This is a genomic window from Lysobacter olei, assembly GCF_054777355.1.
The window spans coordinates 279,556-292,678 of the sequence record NZ_BAAHAT010000002.1; the positions used below are offsets into that span (position 1 = coordinate 279,556).

Here is a 13,123-nt window from a genome sequence, read left to right on the forward strand (position 1 = left end):
GCCCCTCCCCAATGAAAAAGCCCGGCATTCGCCGGGCTTTTTCGTGCCGCATGGATCGCGATCCGGCTTATTGGCCCGGATCGAACCCGATGGTGCGGCGGGTGGTGACCGGTGCAGCCACCGGCTGGAAGCGCCACTTGCGCACCGCATTCACCGCTTCGCGATCGAACACGCGCGGCGGGTCGGCCCGCACCACGCGCGCGGCGGAGACGGTGCCGTCGGTGCCGACGGTGAACTCCACCTGCACTTCGCCCTTCTGGCCCGAACGCAGCGCTTCCGGCGGGAAACGCGGCGCCGGCGTGGACAGCGCGCGCAGGTCGCTGCTGCTGGGCGCCGCCGCGGCGGAGGTCGCCGCCGCCTGCTGCGCCGCGCGCTGCTGCGCCGCACGCTGGTCGGCTTCGCGCTGCTCGGCCGCACGCTGGTCCGCCGCACGCTGGTCGGCTTCGCGCTTCTGCGCGGCCTCGCGGTCGGCGGCCTGCTGCGTGGCGAGCTTCTTGGCCGCCTCTTCCTGCTGCTTCTTCTGGTCGGCCAGGCGCTGCTTCTCCAGCTCGGCCTGCTTCTTGGCCTGCTCTTCGGCCGTCAGCGCCTGCGTCTGGGTGCGCTGTGCGGCTTCGTTCTGGCGCGCGGTGATGCTTTCCTTCAGGCGGGCCAGCGCCGGGTGGTTGGCATCGGCCTTCTGCAGCAGCGCGGACAGGCGCTGCGCTTCGGCGAAGTCCTCGCGGTTGACACTCTGCTCGATGGCGATGACCGTCATCGGCAGCAGGTCGACCAGCGCGCTCGACACCGCCGCATCCCCCGGCAGCTTGTCGCGCAAGGCGAGGTAGTACTCCACGGCGTTGTCTTCGGCCGGGGCATACAGGCGGTTGTCGGTGTAGGCCTTGCTGGCGGCTTCGCGCAGCGCATCCACGCTCATCGCGGCCACCTTGGACGACACCGCGTTCTCCGCCGTCACGGCGGCGGCGGACGTGGCGGCGGCCCCCGCCTCAGGCGCTTCTTCCTTCTTGCCGCAGGCCGCGACGGCCAGTGCCACGCACAGTGCGGCGGCGGTGTAATTGACGGACGGCCGACGGCGCACGGGCCGGGCCAGTGATTTGACGATCATTGCAAAAACTCTCCCCTGACGTACGCAGTCGGACGCGTACCCGTACTAGGACGCGCTAGCACGGTTCAATTGTCAAGGGCGACCCTGAAGCACCTCGCATCTGCGTGCGCCGATCAAGTGTGATGCACGTCACATCTGCGGGCCGCCGACGCGGCGCGGACGGGGGTCATTTACCGATGCAGAAGCTCGAAAAGATGTGGCCCAGCAGATCGTCCGCATGGACGCGACCGGTGATCTCGCCGAGCTGGTCGTGGGCCAGGCGCAAGGCTTCGGCGGCCAGATCCAACGCTTCGTGGTCCAGATGGCCGCGCGCATCCGCCAGTTCGCTGCGGGCCCGCTGCAGCGCGTCGACGTGGCGGGCCCGCGCGGTGAAGGTGCCTTCCGCGCCGACACCCGGGGTCCCCAGCGCCAGTTCCCGCAGCCGGGCGTGCAACTGAGGCAGTCCGGCCCCGGTGCGCGCCGAGACCCAAACCGCACCCGCGGTGGCGTCGGGGGGGGACCCGTGCAGCAGGTCGGCCTTGTTGTGTACCCAAAGCACCTGCGGGACTCCTTCCAACGCGCCAGCCACGGCGGCATGGCCCGCCGCCACGTCCCGCGCGTCCACCACCACGATGGCGAGGTCGGCGCGCTCAAGTTCGTTGCGCGCGCGTCGCATCCCCTCCTGCTCGATCGCGTCGCCGCCTTCGCGCAGGCCGGCGGTGTCGACCAGGCCCAGCTCGACACCGTCCACGCGCACCAATTCTTGCAACAGGTCGCGCGTGGTGCCAGCAATGTCGGTGACGATCGCGCGCTCGCTGCCGGCCAGCGCGTTGAGCAACGAACTCTTACCGGCGTTGGGCGGGCCCACGATCACCGCATGCAGGCCGTCGCGCAGCCGGCGGCCGCGCTCGGCCGCGTGCAGGAGGGCGTCCAGGTCACCGGCGATGGCCGCCAGCTGCGTGCGCAGCGCGGCCCCACCCAGGGTGTCGATGGGCTCATCGGCGAAATCAATGGCCGCTTCGACGTGCACCCGGACCGCCAGCAGGTCCGCGGCCAGCGCGTCCACCCGGCGCGAGAATTCGCCGTCCAGCGCGCGCCGCGCGGCACGCGCAGCCGTCAGGTCCGCGGCGGCGATGAGGTCGGCGACCGCTTCGGCTTGCGTGAGGTCGAGGCGGCCTTCGAGGAACGCGCGCTCGCTGAACTCGCCGGGGCGGGCGCGGCGTGCCCCGAGCGCGCAGCAACGCGCCACGAGCGCCTCCAGCACGGCCGGGCTGCCGTGCGCCTGCAGCTCGACCACGTCCTCGCCGGTGAAGCTGGCCGGTGTGGCGAAGTACAGCGCGATGCCGTCGTCCAGCGTGGCGCCTTCCGCGTCGCGGAAGCGGGTGTGGTGCGCGTGGCGCACCTGCAACCGGCGGCCGATGATGGCCTCGGCAATGTCACGCGCGCGCGGCCCTGACAGCCGCACGATGCCCACGCCGCCGGCACCCGGCGCGGTAGCGATGGCGGCAATCGTGTCGCGGATGTCGGGGGCGGTATTCATGGGGCAAATCGTAACGACAAAGCCCGCCAATGCGCGGGCTTTGTCAGGGCGTCGCGGCGTGGGCTTACGCCTTCGCCGGCGCCTCGGCGTACTTCTTGGTCATCCACCACTGCTGCAGCAGGCCCAGCGCGCCGTTGGTGATCCAGTACAACACCAGGCCGGCCGGGAAGAAGGCGAACATCACGCCAAACACCAGCGGCATGTACTGCATCATCTTCTGCTGCATCGGGTCCATGCCCGGCGTCACCGGCGTCAGCTTCTGCGTGGCCCACATCACCGCCATGTTCAGCACCGGCAGCACGAAGAACGGATCGCGCGCGGTCAGGTCCTGGATCCAGCCCATCCACGGCGCGTGGCGCAGTTCCACCGACTCCGACAGCATCCAGTACAGGGCGAGGAACACCGGCATCTGCAGCAGGATCGGGAAGCAACCGCCCATCGGGTTGATCTTCTCCTTCTTGTACAGCTCCATCATCGCCATCTGGAACTTCTGCTTGTCGTCGCCGTAGCGCTCCTTGAGCTGCGCGATGCGCGGCTGGAACTTGCGCATCTTGGCCATCGACTTGTACTGCGCGGCGGACAGCGGGTACATCAGCAGCTTGATCACCACCACCAAGCCGACGATCGCCCAGCCCCAGTTGCCGATCACGCCGTGGATCTTCTCCAGCACCCAGAACAGCCAGCCGGCGATGGTCGCCATGATGCTGTAGCTGCTGAAGTCGACTGCGCGCTCCAGACCCGGCACGTTCTGCGCCTCGATCTGCTTGACCAGCTTGGGGCCGACCCACAGGCGCGCCTCGGTGGCGGCCTTGGTTCCCGGGGCCACGCTCACGCCCGGACCGACTTCGCGGATCAGGTACTGGGTGCCGCCGGTGCCGGCCGGGGTGGCCAGCGAGAAGGTGCCCGCGTCCTTGTCGCCCGGGATCCACGCGGCGAAGAAGTGGTGCTGCAGCATGCCGATCCAGCCGCCGGTGACCTGCTTGTTGAGCGGGCCGTCGTCGACGAAGTCGTCGAACTTGCGCTTCTCGTACTTGTCCGCGGCGCTGTACCACGCGGCGCCCTGGAAGCTGTATTGCTCGGCGCTCATCGGCCCCGACTTGACCAGCGCGCGCGGCACGCGCGCCAGCTGGCGGTAGACGAAACCCTGCCACGGCGCGGTGCCGGCATTGACGACCTCGTCGCGCACGTCGACCACATACTGGCCGCGCTTGAAGGTGTAGGCGCGGCGGATGCTGACGCCGTTGGGGCCGGTCCAGGTGAACGGCACGGTCACGCTGTCGGCGCCCGTGGCCAGTGCGAAGGCGGTCTGGCCACCTTCCGGCGCGAAGCCGGCCTGGTGCGTGGGCGCGGCGCCGCCCTGGCTGACCCAGCCGCTCTGGGCAACGAAGTAGTTGGCGGCGTCCTGCGCGAACAGGCGCACCGGCGGGCTGCCGGCGTCGTCGGTCTGCGGGTAGGCCAGCAGGTCGGCCTCGCGCAGTTCGCCGCCGTCCAGCACCACCTTGAGCACGTCGGTGGTGACGGTGACGGTCGCGGCCGGCGCAGTCGCCGGGCTGGCGCCCACGGTGGCCAGCGGTACGGCGGCCGGGGTTCCCGGCACGGCATCGGCGCTGGGCACGCTGCCGGCGGCGGGCACGGTGGGCGCGCCGGCCGTCTGGGCCACGGCCGCCGGGGTCGCCGGTGCGGCCTTCTCCTTGCCCCACTCCATCCACAACAGCGCGGCCACCATCAGCCAGGCAAAGATCAGGAAGGTGCGGGTCTGGTTCATGGGCAGGCAGGCTCGGCCGGCGTCGGGTCAGGACGCGGGATCGGTGGACGGGGGAACGGCCGGCATTGTGCCGGGCGCCGGAGTCACGGGCAATTCAATACTGCCCTGAGATGCGGGCGCTTCGGCCGCGCGCAAGGCGCCGGCCCGCTTCAGCAGGCCGAGAAAGGCAGTACGCAGTTCGTCACCACTGCAGCGCGAGGCCCCAGGGCGAGCGACCACGACGTAGTCGCCCGCGGCAAGCCGTCCCCGATGCAGGCGGAACGTCTCGCGCAGGATGCGCTTGATGCGGTTGCGCCCCACGGCACGCGGATCGACCTTGCGTGACACCGCCAGGCCCAGGCGCGAGGCCTCGGCAGGCGCGGCGGGCGCCGCAGCGCCCACCTCATCCGCACGGACGCCGGGCGCCGATGCGGAGTGCCAATGCAACGCAAGCACGGGCAACGCCACACGGCGGCCGTGCTTGAAGATGCGGTCGAAGTCGGAACCCGCGCGAACCCGCGCGGTGCGCGGGTAGCGGTTCAGCGCCATCGGGCGTCTACGGCCACGCGGGGCGGCCGGAGTCAATCTGCGCTCAGGCGCAGAGACGCTTGCGGCCCTTGGCGCGACGGCGGGCGAGGACCTTGCGGCCGTCGGCGGTCGCCATGCGGGCACGGAAGCCGTGGTCGCGGGCGCGCTTGAGGTTGCTGGGCTGGTAGGTGCGCTTGGTGGCCATGATCCGGCTCTGCGTTTATGCGGGAAAAGACTGGGGAGGATAGCGCGCAGTCGCGCCCCGGTCAACCCAAGCGGACCGTCGTCCTGAACGACCGCGGCGGCGCGCACGCCGGCCAGCGGCCTGCGACAATGATACTCCGCTTTCGTCTCCTGTTCAGCCGACAAGGGCCAAGCTGCACGGGTTTTGTCCATCCCGGCGCGCCCGGTGCCGCTGCGCGCCGCCCGATCCAACCCCTCCGGGAACCGCATGACCGACGCTTCGCCCATTGTCCGCCTGCGCGACGTCCGCCTTGAACGCGGCGGGCGCGTGATCCTGCGCGACCTCAACCTCGATGTCCCGCGCGGGCAGGTGGTGGCGGTGCTGGGCCCGTCGGGCTGCGGCAAGTCGACCCTGCTGTCGGCGCTGACCGGACAGCTGGTGCAAGCCGCCGGCACGGTGGAAGTATTGGGGAAGCCAGTGCCGCGCGGCGAGCGCGAACTGCTGGCGCTGCGCCGCGGCCTGGGCGTGCTGCTACAGGGCAACGGTCTGCTCACCGACCTGACCGCGGCCGAGAACGTCGGCCTGCCGTTGCGCACCCACACCGACCTGCCCGAGCCGGTGATCCGCCGGCTGGTGTTGATGAAACTGCACGCGGTGGGCCTGCAGGCCGCTGCCGACGCCTACCCGCGCGAACTGTCCGGCGGCATGGCCCGGCGCGTGGCGCTGGCCCGCGCGCTGGCACTGGACCCGCCGCTGATGATCTACGACGAGCCGCTGACCGGGCTGGACCCGATCGCCAGCGGCGTGGTCATGGACCTGGTCCGCCGACTCAACGACACCCTGGGCCTGACCAGCATCGTGGTCACCCACCACGTGCACGAGACACTGCCGGTGGCCGACCAGGCCGTCGTCATCGCCAACGGCGGCATCGTCTTCGCCGGCACCCCGGCCGAACTGGAGGCCAGCGACGACCCGTTCGTGCGCCAGTTCCTGCAGGGCGCCCCGGACGGCCCGATCGCGTTCGACGCCGCACCGCGCACCCCGGAGGCCGCATGACCGCCCCCTACCGCCCGTACGCCCCGGAGGGCTGCTGATGCCGTTCGCCGCCACCACCCGATCGCTGGGCCAGGCCGGGCTCTTCGCCCTGTCGGTGTTCCGCGCGTCCCGGCCGAGCCTCGACTTCTGGCGCGAGCTGACCCGCGAAATTTACAAGATCGGCGCGCGTTCGCTTCCGATCATTGCCGTTGGCGGCGCGTTCGTGGGTCTTGTGTTGACCCTGCAGGGTTACCGCACGCTCGCCACGTTTGGCGCCAGCAACTCGCTGTCCACCCTGCTGGGCCTGTCGCTCTACCGCGAACTGGGCCCGGTGCTGACCGCGCTGCTGTTCATCGGCCGTGCCGGCAGCTCCATCGCCGCCGAACTGGGGCTGATGCGCGCCACCGACCAGATCACCGCGCTGGAGCTGATGGCCATCGACCCGGTGGGCAAGGCCGTGGCGCCGCGCTTCTGGGCGGCGGTGCTGAGCGTGCCGCTGCTGACCGGCTTCTTCTGCAGCTTCGCCATCGCCGCCAGCTTCCTGGAGGCGGTCCACGTGATCGGCCTAGACGCGGGCTATTTCTGGCCGGCGCTGAAGGACAACGTCGATTTCGTCGACGACTTCCTGGTGTCGCTGCTGAAGTCGGCGGTGTTCGGTGCGACCGCGGCGCTGACCGCGGCCTACGTCGGCTTCCACGCCGAACCGACCATCGAGGGCACCTCGGTGGCCACCACGCGCGCGGTGGTCAATGCCTCGCTGCTGGTGCTGATGCTGAACTTCGTCATGTCGGCGCTGCTGTTCAAATGAGCCGCCGGCTTTTCCCCGGCCCGGGCCGGACCGGCCTGTGCCGTGCCGCCAGCCTCCCGTTTCCTACCCGTGCGCGCACCGCGGCGCGCGTTCGCAAGGTGATCCACGCATGAGCACACGCACTCCCCGTATCGAATTCGCCGTCGGCGCCTTCCTGTTGCTGGCCCTGGCCTCGCTGATGGTGCTCGCGGTGGCGTCCACCAACGGCAAGTGGGGGTTTGGCACCGACAGCTACCCGCTGAAGGCGCGCTTCACCACCATCGGCGCGCTGCGCCCCAACGCACCGGTCAAGATCGGCGGCGTGGCCATCGGCCAGGTCGAGAACATCGAGCTGGATCCGGTGAAGTTCGACTCGGTGGTCACCCTGGCGATCAACAGCCGCTACAAGGACCTGCCGTCCGATACCGCCGCCAGCATCCTGACCAGCGGCCTGCTGGGCGAGAGCTACATCAACCTCGCCCCCGGCGGCGACCCCGAGACGCTCAAGGCCGGCGACGAGATCTACATGACCCAGTCGGCGGTGGACCTGATCCAGCTGGTGGGCAAGTACATGTTCAGCGGCGGTGGAGCCAAGGCCGGCGACAATGCGACGCCCTCGACCGAAGGTGCCGGCGACGTGCCAGACTACCTGCAGGACGAGACCCCGACCCCCAAGGAATAATCCCCCGTCATGAAGCGCTCCTTCCTCACGATCGTCATCGCCTCGGCGCTGCTGACCGCGGCTTCGGCCTCGGTGTTCGCGCAGGCCAAGGCCGCTCCGGCTGCCACCGCAGCCAAGGCGGGCAGCCCGAGCCAACTGGTGCTGGCCAACAGCACGCGCATCCTGACCACGCTGGAAGCCCGCCGCGGCGAGTTCACCAAGAACCGTGGCGCGCTGCGCGCATTCGTCGCCAGCGAGTTCGACGCGTTGTTCGACCGCGACTACGCCGCCCGCCTGGTGCTGGGCGTGCACGGCCGCGGCGCGTCGGAAGCCGACATCAAGGTGTTCGCCGATGCGTTGGCCGACAGCCTGATGCAGCGCTACGGCTCGTCGCTACTCGACCTCAATGCCAAGCTCAAAGTGCGGGTTAAGTCCGAGACGCCGCTGCGCGGTGGCGCCATCGTCAAGGTGTCCAGCGAGTACCTGCGCCAAGGCGCCGAACCGGTGCCGGTGGACTACCTGATGCGCAAGGTGGGTTCGGAGTGGAAGGCGTTCGACGTGCTGGTTGAAGGCGTCAGCTTCGTGCAGACCTTCCGCAACCAGTTCGACGCGCCACTGAAGCGCAAGCCGATCGTCCAGGTGGCCGCCGACATCAAGGCCGGCCGCCTGCAGGCCACGGCCAACTGACGATGGCCCACGTGGCAGGCCAGGACGACACAGGCGCGTCATTGCGCCGCAACAGCGAGGCGCTGGAGTTTTCCGGCGCGCTGACCCGCGACGCGGTGGCGCGGCTGTGGCAACAGGCGCTGCCGCAACTGGCCGGCGTGCGTCGGCTGGACCTCGCCGGGGCGCGTACGGTCGACAGCGCCGGCCTGGCGTTGTTGGCTGAATTGGCCTCCCGCGCGGGCGGCAACGTGGCCATCACGGGCTTGCCCGAAGGCCTCCGCGACCTGCGCACGGCCTACCGGCTGGACGAAACGCTGGCGTTTGCGCGCTGACGCTACACACAGCATTGCGGTGGTGGTGTCAGTCGCGACCGCCGCGCGGCCACCCCAGCCACTAGAATGATCGCCATGCGCGCACACGGACTCGCCCTTGCCATCGCCGGCCTGCTGGTCGGCACGTCACACGCTTTCGCCCAGGACGCGGCGCAAGCGGATGCACAGCATCCGCCGGTGGCCGCCACGGCCCCGACCGATCCGGTGCCGGCGCCCGCGCCGATCCGCGACGTTACGCCGACACCGACCGACGCGCGCAGCGCTGCCGAGCGCGACTTCGACGCGCTGTACGGCAACGGCGAACCCTACAACCCGGTCGCGGACCCGAACCTGCCGCCGCCGGCGCGCATTGGCGCCGCCTACGATCCGTGGGAGCGCTACAACCGCTCAATGCACCGCTTCAACAACGTGGTTGACCGCACGGTCGCCCAGCCGCTCGCGCGGACGTACGTGCGGGCGGTGCCGCGCCCGGTGCGCCTGGGCGTGACCAATTTCTTCAACAACCTCGGCCAGCCGGTCTCGGCGGTCAACGCACTGCTGCAGGGCAAGCCGGGGCAGGCCGCGCACTCGCTGGGGCGCTTCGTGGTCAATTCCACACTGGGCATCGCCGGCATTTTCGACCCGGCCACCGACGCCAAGCTGGACAACCGCCGCGAGGACTTCGGCCAGACCCTGGGCGTGTGGGGCTGGAAGCGTTCGCGTTACGTCGAATTGCCATTGTTCGGGCCGCGCACGCTGCGCGACACCTTCGGCATGGTCGCCGACGCCCCGCTGAGCCCGGTGCGCGGCATCGAGGAAGACAAGGTGCGGGTGGGCCTGCAGGGGCTGCAGCTGGTCGACGTGCGCGCCCAGCTGCTGGCGATCGACAGCCTGCGCGAGGGCGCGGAAGATGATTACGCGCTGGTGCGCGATGCGTGGATGCAACGCCGCGACTACCAGATCTCCGGCGACCGGTTGCTCGACAGCGACGACACGTTGCCGGACTACCTCAAGGACGAGAACAACCCGATCGTGCCGGTGGACGCCATCCCGGTGATGCCGACCGACGGCGGCAACTAGTCCTCGTCCACCACGTCCAGCGCCTCGCCGAGCAGGCGCTGGCTGTCGTCGTTCGCCAATGACTCCACGCCGCGCAACTTGCGCTCGATGGCGCGGGTGCGCACGCCGGCGGCGTCGATGCTGTTGCGGACCGTGTCGAGTTGGCTGCGGGTCTTCTCCAGCACCGCGCCGAATTTGCCGAACTCGGTCTTGACCGCGCCCAGCAATTGCCAGACCTCGCTGGAGCGCTGCTCGATGGCGAGCGTGCGGAAGCCCATCTGCAGCGAGTTGAGCAATGCCAGCAGCGTGGTGGGCCCGACCAGGGTGACGCGCTGTTCGCGCTGCAGCGTGTCGAACAGCCCCGGGCGACGCAGGGCTTCCGCGTACAGGCCTTCGGTCGGCAGGAACAGCAGGGCGAAGTCGGTGGTGTGCGGGGGCGCGAGGTACTTCTCGCGGATCTTCTTGGCTTCGTCGCGCAGCCGGCGCTCCATCGCGGACGCAGCGGTCGCCACCGCATCGGCGTCGGCGCGGTCCTGCGCGTCGAGCAGGCGCTCGTAGTCCTCGCGCGGGAACTTGGCATCGATCGGCAGGCGCACCGGCTGGTCCGGCTGGGCACCCGGCAGGCGCACCGCGAACTCGACGCGCTCGCTGCTGCCGGGCACGGTCGCCACGTTGCTGTCGTACTGCTCGATCGTCAGTACCTGTTCCAGCAACGCGCCCAGCTGCACTTCGCCGAAGGTGCCGCGGGTTTTGACGTTGGTCAGCACGCGCTTGAGGTCGCCGACGCCGGTCGCCAGCTGCTGCATTTCGCCCAGGCCGCGTTGCACTTGCTCCAGGCGCTCTGACACCAATCGGAACGACTCGCCCAGGCGGGTCTCCAGCGTGGACTGCAGCTTCTCGTCCACCGTGGCGCGCATCTGCTCGAGCTTGGCCGCATTGTCGGTCTGCAGTTCGCGCAGCTTCTGCTCCAGGGTGGTGCGCATTTCGCCGATGCGCAGTTCGTTGCGCGCGGTGAGTTCCTGCAAGCGCTGCGACAGCGACTCGGCATGGCGCTGCTGCTGCTCGGCCACCTCGGTACGGAAACGGTGCGCATCCTCGATGGCGGCGTTGCGCGCCTTGAGCGCGTCGTCGACGAGCGCCTCGCGCAGCACGTCCAGGCGCGCGTCGGTGCGCGTGCTGAGCTCGGTCAGGCGGGCGTCGGTGCGGGCGGTGAAGTCCGTCAGGCGCGCGCCGAAACCTTCGATGCGCTGCTCCTGCTGCACGGCCAGGCCGTCCAGTTGCTGGCGCAACTCACCGCGCCCCCCACGTTGCTCGTCGCGCAGGGCCTGTTCCAGCCGCTCGCGCAGGTCCGCCAGTGCGGCCTCGGGTTTACGGAGCAACAGCACCACCTGCAGCACGAGCGCCACGACGACCGCGAGCAGGACGAGAAGGAGCAACAAGGACGGTTCTGGCATGTCGCCAGTGTACCGGCCGCCGTCGCAGTGGATGCGACGGCGGCGCGATCAGGTCAGGGGCACGGTCGCCTTCGCGCCGTCGTCCTGTCCGAACGGTGCTGGCGCGGAGGCCGCATCCGCCACCTCGACCCGGTTTCGCCCGTTGGCCTTGGCCTGGTACAGGGCCAGGTCCGCCCGCGACACCAGGTCGCGCAGGTCGCGATCACGCGCGGTCAGTTCCGCCACGCCGATGCTGATCGACGGCCGCAGGCCCTCGACGACGTCGGACAGGTCCAGGCTCGCCACCGCTTCGCGCAGGCGCTCGGCGACCAGCAGGCCACCGGTGAGCGGCGTGCCCGGCAGGACCACCAGGAACTCTTCGCCGCCGGTGCGGCCGAGCAGGTCACGTTCGCGCAACCCGCCGGTGCACGCGGCGGCGATGGCGCGCAGCGCGTGGTCGCCGGCCTCGTGCCCGTAGGAGTCGTTGATGCGCTTGAAGTAGTCAACGTCGAAGGTCAGGACCGTGAGCGCGGCGCTGTCGGCACGTGCGCGGGTGATCGCGGTTTCCCCGAACGCCAGGACCCGGCGCCGGTTGGGGAGGCCGGTGAGTTCGTCGGTCATGGCCATGCGCGCGAGGCGCCGTGACGTCCGCACTTGGCGCCAGGCCAGCAGCAGCAGCAGGGCCACCAGCGCGCCGCCGGCCACCAGCGCGAGCAACTGCCACCGCCGCACCCGCTCCAGCGACGCCAGCTTGACCGTCTGCAGGTCCTGCTCCGATCGCAGCCGCTGGTTCTCCCGCTCGCGTCGGGCGGCGTCGAACTGGTGGCGCATCAGGTCAACCTGCTGGTTGCGCGTGGCGCTGTCCAGGCGCGCATGCACCACTGACGAGCGGCGCTCGTCCTGCAGGGCGCGCCGCGTGTCGCCCAGCGCCTCCCACGCCAGGCTGCGCGCGGGGTAGAGCAGCGACAGGAAGCGCAGGTTGTCGTCGCGCACCAGCTCCTGTTCGGCGGCATCGAACAACGGCATCGCCTGCGCCGGCCGGCCCAGCTGCGCCAGCGCGATGCCTCGCTGCATGTTGATCATCGATGTGAAGTAGCGATCGGCATCGAGCTCGAACTGGCGCTGCGCCGCATCCAGTTGCGGCAGCGCTTCGGCCGAGCGCCCCATTCGGTTCAGCGCGGCCGCCACGCCGACGCGCGCGGACGCGGCCAAGCTCTTGTCATCGATCTTTTCGGCCAGGTAGATCGCGCGTTCGAATGAGCGCAGCGCCTTGGGCTGGTCACTCGCCTCGAAATGCACGTAGCCGACCTGGATCGCCGCCAGCGCGCGCTCGTAATCCAGCCCGCGGCGGGTGGCGGCAGCCTCGTACTGGCCGAGGTAGGTCAGGGCCTGCCGGAAATCGCCCATGCGCCGGTAGCTCATGGCGAGCGAGAACAGGTTGTCCTCGGCCAGCCGCTCCAGTCGCGCCGTGCGGAAACGGCGGTCGGCCTCCAGGTAGTCGATCAGCGCCCGGGCCTGGTCCCCCATCATCGACAGGGCACCGCCGCGGGTGCGCAGCGCGGTGCCGATGAGCATCGGGTCCTCCAGGCGCCGCGCCTCGGCCAGCGCGGCCTCCGCCATCGAGAGCCCTTCCTGCTTGCCGACGACGCGTTCGACGTAGCTACTGCGGCACAGCAGTAGGTGGATCAGCGCCACCTGGTCGTTGGCCGCGCGCGCCTGCGCCAACCAGCGGTCGGCATGCTTCAGCCCGGCCTGCGGATCGTTGTAGTAACGGAGGCCGCATTCCATCGCCGCCAGCATGCGCTCGCGCGGTGCGTCGTCCGGCGGCAGCCGGTCGCGCAGTTGCTGGAGGATGGCCAGGCCGTCGGCCTCGGTGTCCCAGGTCAGTTCCAGCGCGTTGAGCTGGTGCACCTGGCGATCGAACGCCGCAGCGTCGCCCACACCGGCCCAAGCCTGGGACGCCAGCAGGGTGGCCATAAAGCCGGCAACAAACAGGTGGGCGGGGCGCATGGGCGGGATCCGGGGTCTCTGCGCAGGATTACGGCCTGCGCCGACCGGACTTGACCCCACTTTGGTCTAACCCGTGCCCATTCC

13 protein-coding genes are annotated in these 13,123 nt (G+C 70.2%); 6 read left to right on the top strand and 7 right to left on the bottom strand.

Annotated elements, in window-relative coordinates; genetic code table 11:
* Positions 1-67: 67 nt before the first annotated feature.
* The 5 genes from ACYVBS_RS03930 to rpmH form a co-directional block, all read right to left on the bottom strand.
* Positions 68-1,102, bottom strand: coding sequence for an energy transducer TonB (locus ACYVBS_RS03930; protein WP_460821923.1), 1,035 nt, complete (start codon positions 1,100-1,102; stop codon positions 68-70).
* Positions 1,103-1,268: 166 nt separating this feature from the next.
* On the bottom strand, positions 1,269-2,621 hold the full coding sequence (gene mnmE, locus ACYVBS_RS03935) for a tRNA uridine-5-carboxymethylaminomethyl(34) synthesis GTPase MnmE (protein WP_460821924.1): 1,353 nt from the start codon (positions 2,619-2,621) through the stop codon (positions 1,269-1,271).
* A 64-nt stretch (positions 2,622-2,685) separates the two neighbouring features.
* Positions 2,686-4,386 carry a membrane protein insertase YidC gene (gene yidC / locus ACYVBS_RS03940; protein ID WP_460821925.1) on the bottom strand — a complete coding sequence of 567 codons (1,701 nt, stop codon included), beginning with the start codon at positions 4,384-4,386 and terminating at the stop codon, positions 2,686-2,688.
* A 27-nt stretch (positions 4,387-4,413) separates the two neighbouring features.
* Entirely contained in the window at positions 4,414-4,914 is a 501-nt protein-coding gene (rnpA, locus tag ACYVBS_RS03945; RefSeq protein WP_460821927.1) for a ribonuclease P protein component, read from the bottom strand.
* Between the two features lie 43 nt (positions 4,915-4,957).
* Positions 4,958-5,098, bottom strand: a complete 141-nt coding sequence (gene rpmH / locus ACYVBS_RS03950; protein ID WP_144811792.1) for a 50S ribosomal protein L34 — start codon at positions 5,096-5,098, stop codon at positions 4,958-4,960.
* Positions 5,099-5,344: 246 nt separating this feature from the next.
* Here rpmH and ACYVBS_RS03955 point away from each other — a divergent pair, with 246 nt between their 5' ends.
* The 6 genes from ACYVBS_RS03955 (at position 5,345) to ACYVBS_RS03980 (ending at position 9,617) form a co-directional block, all read left to right on the top strand.
* Complete coding sequence (locus ACYVBS_RS03955; RefSeq protein ID WP_460821928.1) at positions 5,345-6,133, top strand: ABC transporter ATP-binding protein; 789 nt, start codon at positions 5,345-5,347, stop codon at positions 6,131-6,133.
* A 37-nt stretch (positions 6,134-6,170) separates the two neighbouring features.
* Positions 6,171-6,920, top strand: coding sequence for an MlaE family lipid ABC transporter permease subunit (locus ACYVBS_RS03960; RefSeq protein ID WP_460821930.1), 750 nt, complete (start codon positions 6,171-6,173; stop codon positions 6,918-6,920).
* A gap of 109 nt (positions 6,921-7,029) precedes the next feature.
* Positions 7,030-7,581 (top strand): outer membrane lipid asymmetry maintenance protein MlaD, encoded by a 552-nt coding sequence (gene mlaD, locus ACYVBS_RS03965; protein ID WP_460821932.1) that lies wholly within the window; start codon positions 7,030-7,032, stop codon positions 7,579-7,581.
* A 9-nt stretch (positions 7,582-7,590) separates the two neighbouring features.
* Entirely contained in the window at positions 7,591-8,247 is a 657-nt protein-coding gene (locus tag ACYVBS_RS03970) for an MlaC/ttg2D family ABC transporter substrate-binding protein (RefSeq protein WP_460821934.1), read from the top strand.
* A 2-nt stretch (positions 8,248-8,249) separates the two neighbouring features.
* Complete coding sequence (locus ACYVBS_RS03975; RefSeq protein ID WP_460821935.1) at positions 8,250-8,558, top strand: STAS domain-containing protein; 309 nt, start codon at positions 8,250-8,252, stop codon at positions 8,556-8,558.
* Between the two features lie 75 nt (positions 8,559-8,633).
* On the top strand, positions 8,634-9,617 hold the full coding sequence (locus ACYVBS_RS03980; RefSeq protein WP_460821936.1) for an MlaA family lipoprotein: 984 nt from the start codon (positions 8,634-8,636) through the stop codon (positions 9,615-9,617).
* Here ACYVBS_RS03980 and ACYVBS_RS03985 read toward each other — a convergent pair.
* Together ACYVBS_RS03985 and ACYVBS_RS03990 are read right to left on the bottom strand one after the other, a co-directional pair.
* Positions 9,614-11,050: a DNA recombination protein RmuC gene (locus ACYVBS_RS03985; RefSeq protein ID WP_460821937.1), complete on the bottom strand. Its 1,437-nt coding sequence runs from the start codon at positions 11,048-11,050 to the stop codon at positions 9,614-9,616. The genes ACYVBS_RS03980 and ACYVBS_RS03985 overlap by 4 nt on opposite strands.
* 48 nt (positions 11,051-11,098) lie before the next feature.
* Entirely contained in the window at positions 11,099-13,039 is a 1,941-nt protein-coding gene (locus ACYVBS_RS03990; RefSeq protein ID WP_460821938.1) for a GGDEF domain-containing protein, read from the bottom strand.
* Positions 13,040-13,123: the final 84 nt, after the last annotated feature.